Consider the following 19,671-nt stretch of genomic DNA (forward strand, 5'->3'; position numbering starts at 1 on the left):
CCCGTGACACGGCGCGCGACGCGCGCCGTGCGGCGGCGCTCATCCCTCGATTCCACGACGCATCGACCCGACATCATGACTGACCGACACCTTTCCCCCGTTCCCTCCGACACTGCGCGCTGGCAATTCTGGATCGACCGCGGCGGCACCTTCACCGACATCGTCGCGCGCCGGCCCGACGGCACGCTCGTCACGCACAAGCTGCTGTCGGAGAACCCCGAGCAGTACCGCGACGCGGCCGTGGCCGGGATCCGCCACCTGCTCGGCCTCGCGGCCGGCGAGCCGATCACGCCCGAGCGCGTCGACATGGTGAAGATGGGTACGACGGTCGCGACCAACGCGCTGCTCGAACGCAAGGGCGAACGCACCGCGCTCGCGACGACGCGCGGCTTTCGCGACGTGCTGCGCATCGCGTACCAGAACCGGCCGCGCCTGTTCGATCTCGACATCGTGCTGCCCGACGCGTTGTACGAGACCGTCGTCGAGATCGACGAGCGGATCGGCGCGCACGGCGACATCGTCGTGCCGTTCGATGCGCAGGGGGCCGAAGCGTCGCTGCGCCGCGTGTTCGACTCGGGCGTGCGTGCGCTCGCGATCGTGCTGATCCACGGCTATCGCTATACCGCGCACGAACGCGCGCTGGCCGACCTGGCGCGCCGCATCGGCTTTACGCAGGTGTCGGTGTCGCACGAGGTGTCGCCGCTGATGAAGATGGTGTCGCGCGGCGACACGACCGTGGTCGACGCGTACCTGTCGCCGATCCTGCGCCGCTATGTCGAGCAGGTCGCGCACGAGATGCCGGGCGTGAACCTGCAGTTCATGCAGAGCAGCGGCGGGCTGACGCGCGCCGACGCGTTCCAGGGCAAGGACGCGATCCTGTCGGGCCCGGCCGGCGGCATCGTCGGGATGGTGCGCGCCGCGCAGGCGGCCGGCTTCGAGCGCGTGATCGGCTTCGACATGGGCGGCACGTCGACCGACGTGTCGCACTATCACGGCGAGTTCGAGCGCGTGTTCGAGACGCAGGTGGCCGGCGTGCGGATGCGCGCGCCGATGATGAGCATCCATACGGTGGCCGCGGGCGGCGGCTCGGTGCTCGGCTTCGACGGCGCGCGGCTGCGCGTCGGGCCCGAGTCGGCCGGCGCGAACCCGGGGCCGGCGGCCTACCGGCGCGGCGGCCCGCTGACGGTGACCGACTGCAACGTGATGCTCGGCAAGATCCAGCCCGATCATTTCCCGCGCGTGTTCGGCCCGCACGCGGACGAACCGCTCGACCGCGATGGCGTGGTCGCGAAGTTCGCGGCGCTTGCCGACGAGATTCACGCGGCGACCGGGCGGCGCAAGACGCCCGAGGCGCTCGCCGAAGGCTTCCTGGAAATCGCGATCGGCAGCATGGCGAATGCGATCAAGAAGATTTCCGTGCAGCGCGGCCACGACGTGTCGCGCTACGTGCTGACGACCTTCGGCGGCGCGGGTGGCCAGCACGCGTGCGGCGTGGCCGACGCGCTCGGCATGACGCAGGTGTTCGCGCATCCGCTGGCGGGCGTGCTGTCCGCATACGGAATGGGCCTCGCCGACCAGACCGCGATGCGCGAGCGCGCGGTCGAGGCCGTGTTGTCCGACGATTCGCTGCCGGCGCTGAATGCCGCGCTCGACCGGCTGGCCGACGAAGCCGTCGGCGCGCTGCTCGAACAGGGCGTGCCGCAGGAGCGGATCGCGACCGAGCGGCGCGTGCACCTGCGCTACCAGGGCACCGATTCGGCGCTCGACGTGCCGGCCGGCAGCGTCGAAGCGATGCAGCAGGCGTTCGAGGCCGCCTACCGGCAACGCTACGCGTTCCTGATGCCCGGCACGCCGCTCGTCGCCGAGCTCGCGTCGGTCGAGGCGATCGGCCGCTCGGACGCGCCGGTGGAGATCGCACCGCTCGCGCCGCGCAGCCAGGGCAACGGCGACGCAGCCGCGCTGCGCGCTCATTCCGCGGTGCGCTTTTATTCCGGCGGCCAATGGCACGACGCGGCGCTCTATGTGCGCGACACGCTGCTGGCCGGCGACGCGATCGACGGCCCCGCGATCGTCGCGGAGAAGAACGGCACGACCGTCGTCGAGCCCGGTTGGCGTGCGCAGATGACCGCGCAGGGCAACCTCGTGCTGACACGCACGACGCCGCTGCCGACGCGCCGCTCGCTCGGCACCGATGCCGATCCGGTGCGGCTCGAGATCTTCAACAACCTGTTCATGTCGATCGCCGAGCAGATGGGGCTACGGCTGCAGAACACCGCGTACTCGGTGAACATCAAGGAGCGGCTCGACTTCTCGTGCGCGATCTTCGACGGCGACGGCAACCTGATCGCGAACGCGCCGCACATGCCCGTGCACCTCGGCTCGATGGGCGAGAGCATCCGCACGGTGATCGAGCGCAACCGCGGCCGCATGCGCGACGGCGACGTGTTCATGCTGAACGACCCGTATCACGGCGGCACGCACCTGCCGGACGTGACGGTCATCACGCCGGTGTTCGCGGACGGCTCGGACGCGCCGCTGTTCTACGTCGGTTCGCGCGGCCACCACGCGGACATCGGCGGCACGACGCCGGGCTCGATGCCGCCCGACTCGACCCACATCGACGAGGAGGGCGTGCTGATCGACAACTGGCAGCTCGTGTCGGCCGGCACGCTGCGCGATGCGCAAACCCGCGCGCTGCTCGCATCGGGCCGCTACCCGGCGCGTAACGTCGAGCAGAACATGGCCGACCTGCGCGCGCAGGTCGCCGCGAACCAGAAGGGCGTCGACGAGCTGCGCCGGATGGTCGCGCAGTTCGGCCGCGACGTCGTGCTCGCGTTCATGGGGCACGTGCAGGACAACGCGGAAGAAGCCGTGCGGCGCGTGATCGGCGCGCTGCAGGACGGCGCGTACCGCTATCCGCTCGACAACGGTGCGGAGATTCGCGTCGCGATCCGCGTCGACCGGGCGGCGCGGCGCGCGGAAATCGATTTCACAGGCACGTCCGCGCAGCTCGACAACAACTTCAACGCGCCGAAGGCCGTGTGCATGGCCGCCGTGCTGTACGTGTTCCGCACGCTGGTCGGCGACGACATCCCGCTGAACGCCGGGTGCCTGAAGCCGCTCACGGTGATCGTGCCCGCGCGCTCGATGCTGAACCCCGAGTATCCGGCGGCGGTCGTGTCGGGCAACGTGGAGACCTCGTCGGCGATCACCAACGCGCTGTACGGCGCGCTCGGCTGCGTCGCGTCGAGCCAGGGAACGATGAATAACTTCACATTCGGCAACGATCGCTACCAGTACTACGAGACGATTGCAGGCGGCAGTGGTGCCGGAGACGGGTTCGCGGGCGTCGGCGCGGTGCAGACGCACATGACGAACTCGCGGCTCACCGATCCGGAGGTGCTCGAATGGCGCTACCCGGTGCGGCTCGACTCGCACCGGATCCGCGCCGGGTCGGGCGGCGGCGGGCGCTGGCGCGGCGGCGACGGCGCGGTGCGGCGGATTCGCTTCCTGGAGCCGATGACCGCGTCGATCCTGTCGAACAACCGGATCCACGCGCCGTTCGGCGCGGCGGGCGGCGAGGCCGGCGCGCTCGGCCGCAACACGATCGAGCGCGCGGACGGCACGGTCGAGGCGCTCGACCATATCGGCCGCGCGCAGATGGCGCCGGGCGACGTATTTGTCGTCGAAACCCCGGGCGGCGGCGGATACGGCGCGGCGGGCTGAGCCGTGCAGCCGGTGCCGGCGCGCCGCGCCGGTGCTCGAACCGCATTGCAACGGACTGTGGAATAAAGCCGCGCATTGACGCACGAACGGAATCAAAATCGACGGAAAGCCGGGTCGTCGGAAGGCGATCCGACCCTGTCTCCACGCGCCTGCCAATGCGCTGCCGCCGAATCCTGAAATCGGCCGCAAACGCCCGCCTGGCGGGGCACTCAGCCCGACTCGCCGAACCCGTTGCGCACCGCCGCAACCGCGATGGATCAGCCTGCCAATCATGAAAAATCCGGCTTGCCAATCGAGTCCCAATTCCTTGACACTCTGCTCTAATTGTGAGTGCCATTCCTGATCGTCATTTGATAAGATGGCTCTCATCATTCGTTAGGCAGCACCTGCGCGCATGACGCGCGAACGCCGGGTCGCATTAGCGGGAAACAAAGTACGGGACGAGGCCCATCATCACGGCACTCACGGCCGCCTTGCCGGGCGCGCATGACGCGCGGCCCGGAGCGGCGGTCGGCCGGCCCGCCTCCGTCTACACTGTGCGTTTTTTTCTGGATCGGGGCGTCTCCATGGATGACGAAAACGATAGCGCGGTGCTCGAGGCGCACGTCGGTACGCGCAGCCCCTGCTGGCGTCTCGGCAGCGACAGCAACGCACTCGAACTGGCGGCCGTCCGCGGCCTGACCAACGTCGCCGTTGCACTGACGGGCGAACAGGCCGCGTGTGTCCGCGCGCTGACCGGCGTCACGTCGCACCTCGTGCTCGACATCGCGCTGTTCGGCGAACCGGTCAAGCTCCACCTCGTCGGCAGGAAGGTCGACACGACCGACTGGGCCGGCACGGCTTGCGCCTATTCCGATGCCGAATCCGTCGCGGGCGATCTCTCGCACGGGCTCGCGTTCGCCGAGCAGGTCGTGTCCGAAGTGAATTCGCTCGTGGTGATCCTCGACCGCAACGGGAGGGTGCAGCGCTTCAACCGCCTGTGCGAGGAAGTGACGGGCAAGCGCGAGGTCGACGTGATCGGCCGCAGCGCGTTCGAGCTGTTCATGAGCCCGGAGCAGGGCGCGCAGTCGCGCACCAACATCACGGGCTTTTTCGCGAGCAACCACTCGTTCGCGGTCGAGCGCTACATCAACACGGTCAACGGGCCGCGCCTGTTCCAGTTCCGCAACAAGTTCGTGCAGAGCGGCAGCGGTGTCGAGGAGCAGTTCCTGATCTGCTCGGGCATCGACATCACCGAGGAGCGCAACGCGCAGCAGCGGCTCATCGAACTTGCGAACACCGACGTGCTGACCGGCCTGCCGAACCGCCATGCGATCAGCGAGCGCATCCACGCGGCGATCGCCGCCGAGACCGCCGAGACGCGCGGGCAGGTCGGCATCCTGTTCCTCGATCTCGACAACTTCAAGCGCGTCAACGATCACTACGGGCACATCACCGGCGACCGGCTGCTGCAGGACGTATCGAAGATCATCAGCGGCTGCCTGCCGTCCGGCGCGACGCTCGCGCGGCTCGGTGGCGACGAATTCCTCGTGCTGTTCGAGCACGGCACGCGGCCGCTGCTCGAGGCGACCGCGCAGATCATTCTCGAACGGCTGCGCACGCCGATTCATCTCGGGCTGATGGAGGTCTACACGAGCTGCTCGATCGGCATCGCGATGCATCCGCAGCACGGCGATTCCCTCGAGACGCTGATCCGCAGCGCGGATACCGCGATGTACGTCGCGAAGGAGGAGGGCAAGCATACGTATCGCGTGTTCTCGCTGGAGATGAACCAGAAGGTCGCGAAGTACATGTGGCTCGACACGAACCTGCGCAAGGCGCTCGAAGAGGAGCAGTTCGTGCTGCACTACCAGCCGGTCGTCGATATCGCGACCGGCGACGTGCACGGTGTCGAGGCGCTGATCCGCTGGCAGTCGCCTGATCGCGGGCTCGTCGCGCCGGTCGAGTTCATCCGCTTCGCGGAGGAGTCGGGCCTGATCGCGCCGCTCGGGCGCTGGGTGATGCGTACCGCGGCCGCGCAGGCCGCCGCATGGAAGGCGAAGGGGCTCGGCATCCGGATCGCGGTGAACGTGTCCGCGCGGCAGTTGCAGGACATGAACATCGTGCACCAGTTGGCGTCGATCCTCGACGCCGCGGGGCTCAAGCCCGGCCTGCTCGACATCGAGCTGACCGAGAGCTGCTTCATCGAGGACGAGGATGCGGCCAACGGGCTGATGCGACAGTTCCGCCAGCTCGGCGCGGAGATCCATCTCGACGATTTCGGCACCGGCTATTCGTCGCTGTCGCAGTTGTCGCGCCTGCCGCTCGACGCGATCAAGCTCGACCGCAGCTTCATCACGGGCATCGACCGCAATCCGCGCTCGCAGGCGCTGGTGCGCTCGGTCGTGTCGCTCGCGAAGGCGCTGAATTTCGCGGTGGTCGCCGAAGGCGTCGAAACGCATGCGGAAGCCGAATTCCTCAAGCAGCTCGACGTCGATCACGCGCAGGGCTACTACTACGCCCGCCCGATGCCGGCACAGGCGTTCGAGGCGTGGCTCGCGGAGACGAGGAAGCTCAGGCTGATCGCCTGAGCTTCGTTCATGAACGGGCGCCGCCGGCCAGCGGCGGCGCCCGCCGCGTTACACCGTGCGCAGCTTCGACACGCGCCGGTTCTGCAGCATCACGAGGCGTTCCATGTACGCGAGGTCCTTCGGCTCGATCGTGAACGCCGCATGCACCCACGCTTCCGTGATGTCCATCAGCTCGGAGCGCGTCAGCTGGAACACCCGCTCGCGCGCGCGCAGCATCGCACGCACCCCGTTCAGCTTCGGCTTCGTCACGTCGATGAAGGTGCGCGTCGCGAGATACGCGTCGCCCGCATCGAACGTCTGGTCGACCAGCCCGCGATCCTCGTACCACTCGGAGGCGTGTGCTTCACCGGTCGAGATCAGTTCCTCCGCAATGCCCCGATCGGCCTTGCGCGCGACGAGCGAATAGCCGCCCATGCCCGGGAACAGGTTGAACGCGATCTCGGGAAACCCGAGCTTCACGCCCTTCTGCGCGAGCACGTAGTGATGCGCGAGCGCGGCCTCGAAGCCACCGCCGAGCGCGCTGCCCTCGACCATCGCGATCGAGATCGCCCCGGTGCCGAAGCCCGTGTAGATCTCGTATACGCCGTCGATGCACGAGCGCGCATAGGCCATCAGCAGGTCGCGCTTGCCGCTGCGGATCGCGTCGACGAAAAAGCTCAGGTCGCCGCCGACGTTGAACAGCTCGGGGACGAGCGAGCCCGTCACCCAGAAGTCGAACGGCAGGCCCGAGTCGCGTGCGACGCGCGCGAGATGGATGATGTCGGTAACGAGTTGCTGGTTGAAGCACGGCCGCGGCTCCGATCGCAGCATCATCCACATGACATTACGTCCCTCTTCATAAAAGGCAGTCAGTTGCGTGAGTTCGCCGGCCTCATAAAACGGGCGGCACGCGGGATGGGATTGGAGTTGCATGGTATGTCCTCGTGAGATGTGGTTTTTGAAGACCGTCGTGCCCGGTGCCGAGCGGGAGGCGAGTGTCCTGCAGGGCGCCGGGCGCGAGGCATCGCCATTGTTGCGCGCGCACAAAAGTCGAATTGCGAGGAACCACGCACGACCGGGACGCGGGTGGCGGTCGCATCGGTGCGGGCGGGGAGGGCGGCGGCGAGCGGGGCGGGCCGGTATCGGGCGAAGGTGGGCGGTGCGTCGGACAGTGCGTCGGGCGGGGCCGGCAGGTGTGCGAAGGCGGCCGGAAAGGGTGCCGCGCAGGTTCGCCGCGTTGCGCGAATGCGTGTAAACGGCCGATCCGGCGCGTGGCCGCCAGCGTTGTCCGCTTACATGCTGAAAGCGGTGCCGGGCCGCTGTGCGGCTCCTATGGAAGATGCGGACTGGCGCCGCACCCGTGCGTCGATTAGCGTTAAAGGATCACGCCGCGCGTGGCGCCAGGCATGCCGGGAGGGGACCATGACCACGTTCCAGAAAGTGTGGCAGTTGCTCGTCGGAAAGCCGCTCGACCCGCTCGATCCGCGCACGCGGCATGCGATCGCCGTGACGCCGCTGCTGGCCTGGGTCGGGCTCGGCGCCGACGGGCTGTCGTCGTCGTGCTACGGCCCGGAGGAGGCGTTTCTCGCGCTCGGCCAGCACCATGCGCTCGCGCTGTTCCTCGCGCTCGCGACGGCGGCGACCGTGTTCATCATCGCGCTCGGCTACAACCAGGTGATCGAGCTGTTCCCGACGGGCGGCGGCGGCTACCGCGTCGCGACATCGCTGCTCGGCTCGAAGCCGGGGCTGGTATCCGGCGCGGCGCTGCTGGTCGATTACGTGCTGACCGTCACGACGTCGCTCGCGAGCGGCGTCGACGCGTTCTTCAGCCTGCTGCCGGTGAGCGCGCAGGCGTTCAAGCTCACGACCGAGATCGTGCTGATCCTGATGATGACGGGGCTCAATTTCCGCGGAATGCGCGAATCGATCATGGTGCTGCTGCCGATCTTCATCGGCTTCGTGATCCTGCACTTCGGGCTGATCGTGTATGGCGTCGCCGTGCACGGCAGCAGCCTCGCGATGGTGGTGCCCGACGCCGTGCACGAAGCGCACGGCATGTCGCAGTCGCTCGGCCTGTTCGTGCTGCTCGCGCTGCTGATGCGCGCGTTCTCGCTCGGCGGCGGTACTTATACGGGCCTCGAGGCGGTGTCGAACAACGTGAACATGCTCGCCGATCCGCGCGTGCCGAACGGCAAGGTGACGATGTGGTACATGTCGACGTCGCTCGCGTTCACGGCCGGCGGCATCATCCTGCTGTACATGCTGTGGCACGCACGGCCCGTCGAAGGCCAGACGCTCAACGCGGTCGTGTTCGGCAGCGTGATCGACCATCTCGGGCTCGGCTCGGCATTCGCGCGCCACGCATTGCTCGCGGCCGTGCTCGCGTTCGAGGCCGGGCTGCTGATGGTCGGCGCGCAGACAGGCTTCCTCGACGGCCCGGCCGTGCTGTCGAACATGGCGTCGGATTCGTGGGTGCCGCGCCATTTCCGCGATCTGTCGACGCGCCTCGTGCGGCAGAACGGCATCATCGTCGTCGGGCTGTCGAGCCTGCTGATCCTCTTGTGGACGCACGGCAGCGTCGACGTGCTCGTCGTGCTGTACAGCATCAACGTGTTCCTCACGTTCAGCCTGTCGCTGCTCGGGCTGTGCACGTACTGGTGGCGCCATCGCCGCGAGCAGGGCTGGTTCAAGCACTTCTTCCTGTCGGCACTCGGGCTGAGCGTGACGGCAACCGTGCTCGTCATCACGCTGATCGAGAAGTTCACGGCGGGCGGCTGGCTCACGGTGCTCGTGACGAGCGCGGTGATCGCGCTGTGCTTCATGATCAACCGCCACTACGCCTATACGCGTGCACAGCTCGCGAAGGAAGACGCGCTGTTCTCGGGGAAGACGCCCGAAGTCGACGAGGCCACCGCGCCGGGCAAGCCCGACCCGTCGCAGCCGACGGCCGTGCTGCTGGTCGGCAAGCATCGCGGCGCGAGCATGCACGCGTTGCTGTGGGTCAACCGGCTGTTTCCCGGGCACTTCCGCAACGTGATCTTCCTCGCGGTCGGCGAAGTCGACGCGAAGGCGTACGACGGTCACGAGCATCTCGAACGGTTGCGGCACGCGATCACCGAAGCGCTCGACTACTATGTCGCGCACTGCCGCCGCAACGGCATCGCGGCCGACTACCGGATCGCGTTCGGCACGAACCCCGTCGTCGAATTCATGAACCTGGCTTCGTCGACGCTCGACGAATACCCGAACGCCGTGTGCTTCGCGAGCAAGCTGATCTTCCGGCGCGTGAATTTCCTCACGGCCTGGCTGCACAACCAGACGCCCGTCGAGCTGCAGGCGCGCCTGCACGTCGAGGGCAAGCAGATGGTGCTGCTGCCGATGAACGTCGGGTAGCGGTGTGCGGCAGGACCGCACGCGGTTTTGTGTCGTGCCCGCTGCGGGTCGAACCTCCGCCGGCGGTCTTGCGTCGTACGCTCGAACGACGCGCGCATGACGGCCGGCCTTCCGTGCGGCGCACTGCGTCGGCGCGTTACGGATGACGATGCGTATGCGAACGCGGCCGCCGTGCGGGCTTGCGCTGCAACTGGTCGCGAATCCGATTACGGCTGCGCCCTTCCGCGAAGAACAGCGCGGCAAGCATGACGACCGCAAGCAGGACGAGGGGCGAGACGAGGTCGTGTTCCACCATGTCGCCTCCGATCGGGAGGAGGTTGCGCTCCAGGTGAGCGCCGTGGTTGGGGTCAGCCTGCGGGGATGAAGCCGCCGGCGCGCGGGCGTTCGTGTCCGACCTCACGGATCGGATGAGCGGGCTTGCGCGGCATTTGATCGGATGAATGAAGGCCGCGCCGCGCATCCCGCCGTGCGCGGCGGATCGCCGTCACGTCAGCATCGGCACGGCTTCGACCAGCAGGATACCGATGAGCGCGCCGATCGCGGCGCCGATCAGTTTCGGATGCCACCGCCCGAGATGCAGCTTCGTCAGCAGCGCGCCGAACAGGATCACGCCCAGCAGCGTGAATAGCACCACGAGGAAGCCGGTTTCGAAATCGCTGTTGATCACGGCCATGATGCCTCCTTGCCCATGTTGGGCACGCCGCGTTCGTCGAGACGGCGCTTGTCCTGGCGAGATCGCGCACGCAATGTGACCTGATTTGATTATAGGTTGCGCCAGCCGTCAATTGCGCGTGCGTGCGGCGCCTCGCGGCGCGACCGTGCCGCATCGCCGCGCGTCGCTTGACGCTCGCCGATGCGTCACCCACACTGGGCTGCAAGGCGGCGTGCGACAGGCGCGCGTGAGCGCGGCGCGGATCGTCCGTGCCGGTGTGTTGCCGCCATGTTCCGAAACGAGCGCGACGTGGTGCGTTTTCTTTCCCGACCGACCGGTTTTGCGTTTGCGTGCGCTGTCGCATTCGGCGTCGTCGCGGCCGTGCGGCCGGCTGCGGCCGATACGGTCGATGCTGGCGACACAGCGCCCGTCACGCTCGTCAGCGATGTCCACGAATTCGTGATCCAGCACGACGGTTCGCTCGACGAGCACGACGACTCGACGCTGCGTGCGAACAATGCGAACGGCATCGACGCGGTCGCGCAGCGCTACGTGTGGTTCGACAAGAATCTCGAGAAGGTGGACCTGCTCGCGGCCGAGACGATCGACCGCGACGGGGTCGCGCATCCGGTCGGCGCGAACGGTATCCGCGACGTGCAGGAGCCGCGCTCGGCCGGCGCGCCGACGTTCCAGGACGGGCTGCTGCGCACGGTCGTGTTTCCCGGTGTCGAAGCTGGATCGAGCACGCGCGTGGCGTTCCGCAAGACCCGCACGAAGCCGGTCAACCGCGGCTACTTCGGCTATACCGTGGAGCCGTCGCGGGAGCCGGTCGACGGCCAGCGGCTGATCTTCGACGTGCCGGCCGACATGCCGCTGTACGCAGATGCGCGCGGCTACGTCGCGCTGCCGCCGGTCACCGCGAACGGGCGCACGCGCTACGAATTCGACTACCGGCACGGCCCGTACGACCGCATCGAAAGCGGCGCGGTCGGCTACGCGACCTACGGCGACCGGCTCGTCGTCTCGACGCTGCCCGACTATGCGGCGTTCGCCGCGCGCTACCGCAACGCGGCCGTCGATCCGGGTGCGGACGATCCGGCCGTCGCGCAGCTGGCGCGCACGCTCACCGCGGGTGTCGCCGATCCGCGCGACCAGGCGCGCATCCTGTACGACTGGGTGCAGGCGAACATCCGCTACGTCGGGCTGTTTCTCGGCGAAACGGCCGCCGCGCCGCATCGCGTGACGGACATCCTGCGTAACCGCTACGGCGACTGCAAGGATCATGTCGCGCTGTTCGGCGCGCTGCTCGCGGCGGTCGGCATTCGCAGCGAACCGGTGCTACTCAATCTCGGGTCGGTCTATACGCTGCCGTCGGTGCCGGGCTACGGCGGCGGCGCGATCAATCACGCGATCACGTGGCTGCCCGATCTCGCGCGCTATGCGGACACGACGACGGCCGGCATCGCATTCGGCTATCTGCCGCCGATCGTGATGGACCGTCCCGCGCTGCTGGTCGACACGGGCGTGCTGTCGCGCACGCCGGCCACGCAACCGCGCGGCCGCATCGCGCGGGTCGAGATCGACGCCGCGGGGCCGGGCGCCACGCGTTTTCACGCGTACACCGAGGACGACGGCTGGACGGCCGAACTCGAACGCAACCTGTTTCGCCGCGCGACGCCCGATGGCATCGCGCAGCTGGCGAACAACCGGCTGCGGCAAAGCGGCTTGCGCGGTCGCGCACACCTGTCGACCAGTGACCGGCGCGTCACCGACGGGCCGTTCGACGTGACGATGTCGGGCACGCTCGATCATTTCGTGTGGCCCGACGGCACGACCGCGTTGCCCGCGCTGTCGAGCGTGACGGGCGGCATCGCGACGCAGGTCGAGAACTGGCTCGCCGAGCCCGTGCGCACGCAGCCGTGGGGCTGCATCGGCGGCACGTTCGACGAGACCGGCCAGATCGCGCTGCCGGCCGACGTCGCGGTGACCGACCTGCCGGCCGATACGGCCGTGCACGACCGCTTCGTCGACTTCACGTCGCATTACGTATTCGACGCGGCCGCGCGCGTCGTGCAGGTCACGCGGCGAATGACGGCGGATTTCGGCCGTCAGGTGTGTACGGCGGACGAATTCACGGCGCTGCGCGCGTCGCTCGAGCGCATCGAACGCGACACGCAGGCGCAGATCGCCGTGCGGGCGAAAGGGCATTGAACGGGCAGGGAACGTGAGCGCATCGATGCGATCGGTCGACGCGCAGGAGGGACATCATGACGGAACGGGACTACGAGATCGCCGATCTCTCGAAGGATTTGCTGGGCCGGATCGTGCAGGGCACCGTCGCAAGCGGCGCAGTCGTGGATGCGGAGCAGTGCGCGGCGCTTGCCGTGCAGTGCGCGACGGCGCTGGTCGACAAGCTGGAAGCGCGCAGTGACTGAACGGCGCTGGCATCACGTGTGAAGGCAACGGGAGCGACGCCTGGCGGCCGCGGCCGGCATCACGCGTGAGGCGTGACGCGCGCCACGTCACGCATTACGCTTCGACACGCACCTCGCCGTCCGCGCGCACGGCGCCCGGCGGCTTGCCCACCACGCGCTTGAACGCGCGGCTGAACGCGGCGAGCGAGCCGTAGCCGAGCCGGTACGCGACGGCCTCGATCGTCTCGTGGTCGCGCGTGATCCATTGCGCGGCGAGCCGCATCCGCAGCTCGGTCAGGTAGCGCACCGGCGTCATCCCCGTGGCTGCGAGAAAGCGTTCGGCGAACACCGAACGCGACACGCCTGCTTCGGTCGCGAGTTCCGCCACGCTCCAGTTGCGGCCTGGATCGCGATGCAGCGCGACGATCGCGCGGCCGAGCTTGGGTTCGCGCAGCGCCTGCACCCAGCCCGTTGCATCACCGCATCCGCATTCGACCCAGCCGCGCACGATGAACGCCGCGACCACATCCGCGAGCCGCGCGAGGATGCCCGCGAAACCCGCGCGGGCCGAGCACGCTTCGCGCTCCATTGCATCGAGCATCGGGCGGATTTCCGGGTAGCGCGCGAGCAGCGTGCCGACGTGCATGAACTCCGGCATCGTGCCGACCAGCGGCTGCATGCCGCCGAGATCGAGCTCCATGCACGCGCTGAAGATCAGCGCATCGCCGGCGCCCGGCTCGGTCGTCGCGCAACGGGCGGGCGACACGCCGGCCGATGCCACCGACGCGACCGTATCGCAGATCTTCGCGACCTCGAAGCCGTTGATCTCGCGGCACGGTGCATCGGGGTCGGAAACCAGCGCGTGCATGCCGCCGTGCGGCAGCAGGATCGCGTCGCCGGCTTCGAGCCGCATCGTGTCGCCCGACGCGTCGCGCAGCAGCACGGGCCCGCGCCCGACGAAATGGAACTGCGCGCGGCCCGTCACGTGGCCGAAATTCAGCCCGAACGGCCGCGCGACCTGGATGCGGCGGTACTGGACGCCGCTCAGGCGCATCCCCAGCAGCAGCTCGCTGACGAGGTCGTGCACGTCGGGGATGGGGGGAAGCAGGGGCTCGGACATGGCGAGATTCGGACGATCGATCAACAAGAACGGATTGTATGTCATAGACCGTCCTGACGTGGTTCCTTACGATACGCTCTCATCAGTACTTTCCCTAACCGACACGGAACCACGCATGAATCCCGGAATCTCCACGGCCGCCTCGACGGCGGCCCCCCGCGAACCGGCCTGGGGCGCGGTATTCGCGATGACGCTCGGCGTCTTCGGGCTCGTCACGGCCGAATTCCTGCCGGCCAGCCTGCTGACGCCGATGGCCGACAGCCTCGGCGTGACCGAAGGCGTGGCCGGGCAGGCCGTCACCGCCACCGCGACGGTCGCGCTCGTCACGAGCCTGCTGATCTCGGCGCTGACGCGCACGATCGACCGTCGGCGCGTGCTGCTCGTGTTCTCGGTGCTGCTCGTCGCGTCGAACCTGGCGGTCGCGTTCGCGCCCAACCTGACCATGCTGCTGATCGGCCGCGTCGTGCTCGGCATCGCGCTCGGCGGCTTCTGGACGATGGCGACCGCGACCGCGATGCGGCTCGTGCCGACGTCGATGGTGCCGCGTGCACTGTCGATCATCTTCAGCGGCGTGGCGGTCGCGACGATCGCGTCCGCGCCGATGGGCAGCTACTTCGGCCACCTGATCGGCTGGCGCAACGTGTTCCTGATCGCGGCCGCACTCGGCGGCATCGCGTTCGTGTCGCAGATCCTCACGTTGCCGTCGATGCCGCCGAGCGGCACGACCCGGTTGCGCACGCTGATCGACGTGCTGCGCCGGCCGACCGTCGGCCTCGGCATGTTCGCGACGATCCTCGTGTTCACCGGGCACTTCGCGTTCTTCACGTACCTGCGGCCGTTCCTCGAACAGGTCGCGGGCGTCGGCGTGAACGGGCTGTCGGCGATCCTGCTCGGCTACGGCATCGCGAACTTCGTCGGCACGTCGCTCGCGGGCCGCGTGCTCGAACACCGGTTGCGGCCGATGCTGATCGGGATGCCCGCGCTGATGGTCGTGCTCGGCGTCGCGCTCGTCGCACTCGGCCGTGCGCCGATGATCGATGCGGTGCTCGTCGCGTTGTGGGGGATGGCGTTCGGCGGCGTGCCCGTCGCCTGGTCGACATGGGTCACGCGCACCGTGCCCGATGAAGCCGAGAGCGCGGGCGGGCTGATCGTCGCGGCGATCCAGCTCGCGATCGCGACGGGCGCGGCGGCCGGTGGCGTCGTGTTCGACGCGAACGGAGCGGCCGGCGTGTTCGTTGCGGCAGCCGTCGTGCTGGCCGTCGCGGTTGCGACGATCGTGACCGGCGTGCCGAAGCGTGTCGGCGTGGTGTCCGCGCTGGCGGAATGACCGGCACCGGCGGGCCGCCCGGCCCGCCGCTCAGCGCACCGGTGCGTGCGTGTCGAGCAACTGCCGGTGGCGCGCTTCGGTCGCGTCGTCGGCGGGGAACATGCATTCCATGCGCAGTTCCTGCGCGGCGGCGCTTTGCGGCGTTCCCACCGTCGTGACCAGCGAGAAGTAACGCAGCACGACGCCTTCATGCACGAAGCCGATCGGGATGACCGGCAGCGACGGCGCGGCGGCCGGTGTCGGCGGCGTTTTCCAGTCGCGCGGCGCATCGGGGCTCGCGAGCAGGTCGTCGAGCAGCTGCCGTGTGTCGTCATCGATCACGCGGCCGACCGATTCGCGCTGCACGCGCTGCAGCAGGCTGCGCGACACCGTCTCCCAGTCAGCCAGGAACGGCCGCATGCCGTGCGGATCGAACATCAGGCGCAGCAGGTTGCGCGGGCCGTCGCGCGCGGCCATGTCGATGAAGCAGCCAAAGAAGCGTGGTGCCGCGTCGTTGGTCATCAGCACGTTCCAGTGGCGATCCATCACGATCGCCGGAAACGGATCGTGCTGGCGCACGACCCGTTCGAGCGCGCCGATCACGCCCTGCATCTCCTGCGCATCCCACGGCGCTTCCGAATACACGGGTGCATACCCGGCCGCGAGCAACAGCGCGTTGCGCTCGCGCAGCGGCACGTCCAGCGTCTGCGCGAGTGTCAGCAGCGTGTCGCGGCCCGGCACGCTGCGTCCGCTTTCGATGAAGCTGATCTGGCGCTGCGAGATGCCCGCGTCGAGCGACAGGTCGAGCTGGCTCACGCCGCGCACGTCGCGCCAGTAGCGCAGCAACTGGCCGAGTGCGTGCGGCGGCGCGTGCGGTTCGCGGCGACTGGCGTTCATCGTGCCTCCCTGGACGTTCCGTGAGCGACGCGATCGACTATATCGGACTCACGCGGCGTTCGCCTGCCATGCGAATGCGTCGAACGGCGCTTCGAGCGCGGGCTTCGTCACGCTGCCGACGTAGTTCGTGATCGTCGATGCGGCGACCACCGCGATCACTTCCAGCAACTGTTCGGCGCTGAAGCCGGCGTTGAGGAACGCCTGCCGGTCGGCATCGGGCAGGCGGCCGCGGGTGTCGATCAGCTTGCGTGCCGTGGCCGACAGCGCGGCCAGCGTCGCATCGGCGGGCAGGCCACCGCGGCGGATCGCATCGACGTCGGCGTGGGTCACACCCTGTTTCAGCGCAAGCGCGGTATGAAAGGCGACCGGCCATTCGCTCGCGTTCGTGACCGCGTTGGTGAGCAGGAGCGTCTGGATCTGCGGCTCGGTGAGGCTGCTCGCATGCACGCGCTCGAACAGGCCGATGAAGCCGTTGATCAGCACCGGCGACGCGGCCATGGCCGCCGCGATGTTCGGGATCATGCCGAAGGTGTGCTGGAGCTGCTGGAGGACGGGCTTCGATTCGGCCGGCGCGGAGTCGATGGTGTGAAGCGGATAGGCGGACATGATGTCTCCTGGGCGATGAGCGCCGCCGGAATGGCGGCGCGACACCCGAAGCGTAGGAGCGGACGTGACGTGCGCCAATTACATTGGATGTAATCACCTGGCGTGATGGGGCTGCGAACGGCGCGAATCGATCGCGCGGCACACCCGGGTTCAGCGGGCCGATTCGCGTGGCGCGCGCATGCGATCGTATGATGTGCGAGCATCCGTGGCGCGATGCTGGCGCCGGTGGCCGGAAAGGGCGGGCGATCGTTGGCCGGTGCTGGGGGGCGGACGCGGCCGCGTTGGCCGTTAGCATGCGCGGCGCGGCGGGCTTCCCGGATTTTTCTACGCAACAACTGCATTCGTGAATGCGCTTGGCTCAATGAAGACGGTAATCAACTTCAACTATCTGTCGTCGCTGTACACGTGCTTGCTCATCATGACCGATGACGAGCTGGACGATTTCTACATCAACTCCGATGACGGGCGGGCGTGGCTGCTCCAGCAGATGAAAACCCGATTCGGGCAATACGGCGCCGAATCCCGGTCGCGCGTCGTCGACGCACTGGAGTATGTGCTGGTGTCGGGTTCATGGCTGGCGCACTGGCGTGGCATCGTGCCGCACGCGATTCCGCTGGACGACGTGACCGACAAGGAGAAATATGTTCGCGATCTTTTTCAGGTGCTGGCCGGCAGGGCACCCGATCCCGCATTCGACGTTCGCGAGATCGAGTTCGACGATACCGTCGGGCGCAACGGTATCGACGTCCGGAAATAGCGAGGCAACCGACGCATGCGCACGACGGAACGCGAGATGAAGAAGGATAACGAATCGATCGAACTGTCCGGCGAGGAGGCGTTGCGTGTGCTCGCGGAGATCGAGTACATCCTCATCTCGTTGCGCAATATCGGCCGCTACTATCACGCTGGTCCGGCAGCCGCTGCCGGCCCGGATCCGGACTATGCGCGGGAAACCAACCGGTTCATCGACGAGGGCCGCGTGACCCGGCGGCTGGCGGAGGTGCGAAAGATCATCACCGCGAAATTCGATCGGTCGCTCGGTGCCGACGACATGGACGACGTCGAGCGGGCGATGGAGCACGTCAAGGTCTGGGAGAAACCCGGCGATCTGTGACGGCCGGTGCGGCTTGCGGCCGGCATCGCGATGCCGGCCGGCCCTGGATCGCGATGAGACTCGCGTCAGCCGCCTTGCCTGACCATCTCCGCCAGCGTCTTCATCGCCTGCAGGTACGGATACGGCCCGTGGCTGATGCGGGCCACGCCGTATTCCGCGAATTCGGCGAGCGTCGGCGTTTCCGTGACGCGCATCACATTCACCGGCAGCGGCGACGCGGCCGTCAGCGCACGGATGAGCGCCGGCGAGCGCAGCCCCGGCACGAACAGGCCATCGGCACCGGCCGCGGCATATGCGCGTGCGCGGGCCAGCGTGGCGTCGAGCAGGCGTTCGTCGTGCGTGTCGGCCGGCGCCGTGAAGAACACGTCGGTGCGCGCGTTGATGAAGTAGTCGGCGCCCGCGCGATCGGCAGCCTGCCGTGCTGCCGCGAGACGGGCCGCCGCTGCGTCGACGTCGCGCAATTCGCCCGTCGCCGGGAAGCTGTCTTCGAGGTTGCAGCCGATCGCGCCGGCCTTGATGCTGAGCGCGATCGTTTCGGCGACATCTTCCGGCCGCTCGCCGTACCCGCTTTCGAGATCGACGGTGACGGGCAGGTCGGTCGCGCGCGTGATCCGCTCGAGTACTTCCATCATCAGCGCGCGCGGCATCTGCTCGCCGTCGACGAAACCGTTGGCCGCCGCGACCGACCAGCTGCCGGTCGCCAGTGCGACGGCGCCCGCATCGGCCGCCGTGCGCGCGCTGCCGGCGTCCCACACGTTGAACAGCGCCAGCGGCTGGCCCGCGCGGTGAAGCGACCGGAAATGCGCACCCTTTTCATTGCTGCTCATGCCTGTGTCTCCTGGTTGAAAACCGGATCGGTTGTCGTGCCGAACGATACTGCCACCGAATCGAGCGCCGCGAGGAAATCGCGCGCGTCAAACAGCTCGCCGAGACTGCGCACGCCGCCCGACACCGCGGTGTCGCCCGCGATCAGGCGCACGGCTGCCTCGACGATGATCGGTGCGCTGACCGCGTAGATGTCCTGCCCGGACGCTGTCGCGCGGTGCGTCGTGCCGCCCTGCACGACGATCGCGTCCATCACGAACTGCTGCGCCGAGCGGCCCATCTCGTCGGTCGGCTCGGGCGGCGGCGTGGCGGCATCGCGCACGTCGCGCAGCGCGACGGTGGCGAGCCACGATTCGATCGTATCGATGCGCAGGTGACGCGACAGTGTCATCACTTCCGAAAACGGCAGCAGCGTCACGTCGACGCGGCCGATCGGCGGCGGGAACGGCCATGCGCGTTCGCGTGCGGTCGACGGCACCGGCGTTGGCTTCCCGTCCTTCTGAACGAGCCGCACCGCGCGATTGCGTTCGCCCGTCACGCGCGTGCCGCGGGTCGGATGCCAGCGGTCGAGCCCGGTTGCGACATCGACGCGCTCGATCGGCTGGTGCTTGTCCACGACGGCCGTGACGAGCAGGTCGGCCAGGCCGCCATAGAACGCCGCGGCCGGCACGAGGGTCACGCCCGCGGCGCGCGCCCGCGCATCGCTGTGTTCGGCCAGCGCCAGCACCGACGGCTGCTCGGCGGTCAGGTCGAGATAGGGGACGCCGGCCCGCAGCGCGGCATCGGCCAGCGGCAACGCGGTATCGAGGTACGGGCCCGCGCAGTTGATCACCGCATCCGCGCCGCGCAACGCGGCGTCGAGCGCGGCCGGATCGTCGATCGTGGCGACGCGCGTGAGCGCGAGCGCCGTATCGCCGCCGTCTTTCGCGAGCCGCGCGGCATCGCGCCCGATACGGATCGCGCGCAGGCCGCGCCGCGCCAGTTCGGCGACGACGAACCGCCCGGTATGACCCGTGGCGCCATAGACTGCAACCGTCATTCGATCGTCCATGATCCACTCCGCTACAGA

General features: G+C 68.5%; 16 protein-coding genes. 8 read left to right on the plus strand and 8 right to left on the minus strand.

Going from position 1 to position 19,671, the window contains the following annotated elements:
* Window positions 1-75 precede the first annotated feature (75 nt).
* Together CFB50_RS21160 and pdeR are read left to right on the plus strand one after the other, a co-directional pair.
* Window positions 76-3,726, plus strand: a complete 3,651-nt coding sequence (locus tag CFB50_RS21160) for a hydantoinase B/oxoprolinase family protein (RefSeq protein WP_089447122.1) — start codon at window positions 76-78, stop codon at window positions 3,724-3,726.
* A 566-nt stretch (window positions 3,727-4,292) separates the two neighbouring features.
* Window positions 4,293-6,296, plus strand: a complete 2,004-nt coding sequence (gene pdeR, locus CFB50_RS21165) for a cyclic di-GMP phosphodiesterase (protein ID WP_089447123.1) — start codon at window positions 4,293-4,295, stop codon at window positions 6,294-6,296.
* A 48-nt stretch (window positions 6,297-6,344) separates the two neighbouring features.
* On the opposite strand, the gene CFB50_RS21170 is transcribed toward pdeR, so the two are convergent.
* Window positions 6,345-7,208, minus strand: coding sequence for a crotonase/enoyl-CoA hydratase family protein (locus CFB50_RS21170; protein WP_069250818.1), 864 nt, complete (start codon window positions 7,206-7,208; stop codon window positions 6,345-6,347).
* 489 nt (window positions 7,209-7,697) lie between these two features.
* On the opposite strand from CFB50_RS21170, the gene CFB50_RS21175 reads away from it, so the two are divergent.
* A complete protein-coding gene (locus CFB50_RS21175) occupies window positions 7,698-9,668 on the plus strand; it encodes an APC family permease (protein WP_089447124.1) in 1,971 nt (656 codons plus the stop codon).
* A 136-nt stretch (window positions 9,669-9,804) separates the two neighbouring features.
* On the opposite strand, the gene CFB50_RS39575 is transcribed toward CFB50_RS21175, so the two are convergent.
* Both CFB50_RS39575 and CFB50_RS21180 read right to left on the minus strand, forming a co-directional pair.
* Window positions 9,805-9,963: a hypothetical protein gene (locus tag CFB50_RS39575; RefSeq protein WP_179254201.1), complete on the minus strand. Its 159-nt coding sequence runs from the start codon at window positions 9,961-9,963 to the stop codon at window positions 9,805-9,807.
* 189 nt (window positions 9,964-10,152) lie between these two features.
* On the minus strand, window positions 10,153-10,341 hold the full coding sequence (locus tag CFB50_RS21180; RefSeq protein WP_069250820.1) for a hypothetical protein: 189 nt from the start codon (window positions 10,339-10,341) through the stop codon (window positions 10,153-10,155).
* A gap of 288 nt (window positions 10,342-10,629) precedes the next feature.
* On the opposite strand from CFB50_RS21180, the gene CFB50_RS21185 reads away from it, so the two are divergent.
* Both CFB50_RS21185 and CFB50_RS39580 read left to right on the plus strand, forming a co-directional pair.
* The gene (locus CFB50_RS21185; protein WP_373452980.1) at window positions 10,630-12,531 is read left to right on the plus strand and encodes a DUF3857 domain-containing transglutaminase family protein; all 1,902 of its coding nucleotides are present in this window, start codon (window positions 10,630-10,632) and stop codon (window positions 12,529-12,531) included.
* 56 nt (window positions 12,532-12,587) lie between these two features.
* Window positions 12,588-12,755 carry a hypothetical protein gene (locus tag CFB50_RS39580; RefSeq protein WP_166894101.1) on the plus strand — a complete coding sequence of 56 codons (168 nt, stop codon included), beginning with the start codon at window positions 12,588-12,590 and terminating at the stop codon, window positions 12,753-12,755.
* Between the two features lie 94 nt (window positions 12,756-12,849).
* On the opposite strand, the gene CFB50_RS21190 is transcribed toward CFB50_RS39580, so the two are convergent.
* Window positions 12,850-13,899: an AraC family transcriptional regulator gene (locus CFB50_RS21190; RefSeq protein WP_089447126.1), complete on the minus strand. Its 1,050-nt coding sequence runs from the start codon at window positions 13,897-13,899 to the stop codon at window positions 12,850-12,852.
* Window positions 13,900-13,969: 70 nt separating this feature from the next.
* On the opposite strand from CFB50_RS21190, the gene CFB50_RS21195 reads away from it, so the two are divergent.
* Window positions 13,970-15,181 (plus strand): MFS transporter, encoded by a 1,212-nt coding sequence (locus CFB50_RS21195; RefSeq protein WP_069250822.1) that lies wholly within the window; start codon window positions 13,970-13,972, stop codon window positions 15,179-15,181.
* Window positions 15,182-15,211: 30 nt separating this feature from the next.
* Here CFB50_RS21195 and CFB50_RS21200 read toward each other — a convergent pair whose 3' ends face one another.
* Window positions 15,212-16,057 (minus strand): helix-turn-helix domain-containing protein, encoded by an 846-nt coding sequence (locus CFB50_RS21200; RefSeq protein WP_089447127.1) that lies wholly within the window; start codon window positions 16,055-16,057, stop codon window positions 15,212-15,214.
* A gap of 48 nt (window positions 16,058-16,105) precedes the next feature.
* Window positions 16,106-16,663: a carboxymuconolactone decarboxylase family protein gene (locus tag CFB50_RS21205; RefSeq protein ID WP_089447128.1), complete on the minus strand. Its 558-nt coding sequence runs from the start codon at window positions 16,661-16,663 to the stop codon at window positions 16,106-16,108.
* 343 nt (window positions 16,664-17,006) lie between these two features.
* Between CFB50_RS21205 and CFB50_RS21210 the strand changes: the two genes are divergently transcribed.
* Window positions 17,007-17,420 (plus strand): hypothetical protein, encoded by a 414-nt coding sequence (locus CFB50_RS21210; protein ID WP_144020679.1) that lies wholly within the window; start codon window positions 17,007-17,009, stop codon window positions 17,418-17,420.
* 15 nt (window positions 17,421-17,435) lie between these two features.
* Complete coding sequence (locus CFB50_RS21215; RefSeq protein ID WP_218829173.1) at window positions 17,436-17,777, plus strand: hypothetical protein; 342 nt, start codon at window positions 17,436-17,438, stop codon at window positions 17,775-17,777.
* Between the two features lie 65 nt (window positions 17,778-17,842).
* On the opposite strand, the gene CFB50_RS21220 is transcribed toward CFB50_RS21215, so the two are convergent.
* Both CFB50_RS21220 and CFB50_RS21225 read right to left on the minus strand, forming a co-directional pair.
* The gene (locus CFB50_RS21220; protein ID WP_089447130.1) at window positions 17,843-18,604 is read right to left on the minus strand and encodes an isocitrate lyase/PEP mutase family protein; all 762 of its coding nucleotides are present in this window, start codon (window positions 18,602-18,604) and stop codon (window positions 17,843-17,845) included.
* Window positions 18,601-19,653 (minus strand): saccharopine dehydrogenase family protein, encoded by a 1,053-nt coding sequence (locus CFB50_RS21225; protein ID WP_089447131.1) that lies wholly within the window; start codon window positions 19,651-19,653, stop codon window positions 18,601-18,603. The genes CFB50_RS21220 and CFB50_RS21225 overlap by 4 nt, the downstream gene beginning before the upstream one ends.
* Window positions 19,654-19,671: the final 18 nt, after the last annotated feature.

It is taken from the genome of Burkholderia sp. AU33423 (assembly GCF_002223135.1).
GTDB lineage: Bacteria > Pseudomonadota > Gammaproteobacteria > Burkholderiales > Burkholderiaceae > Burkholderia > Burkholderia lata_D.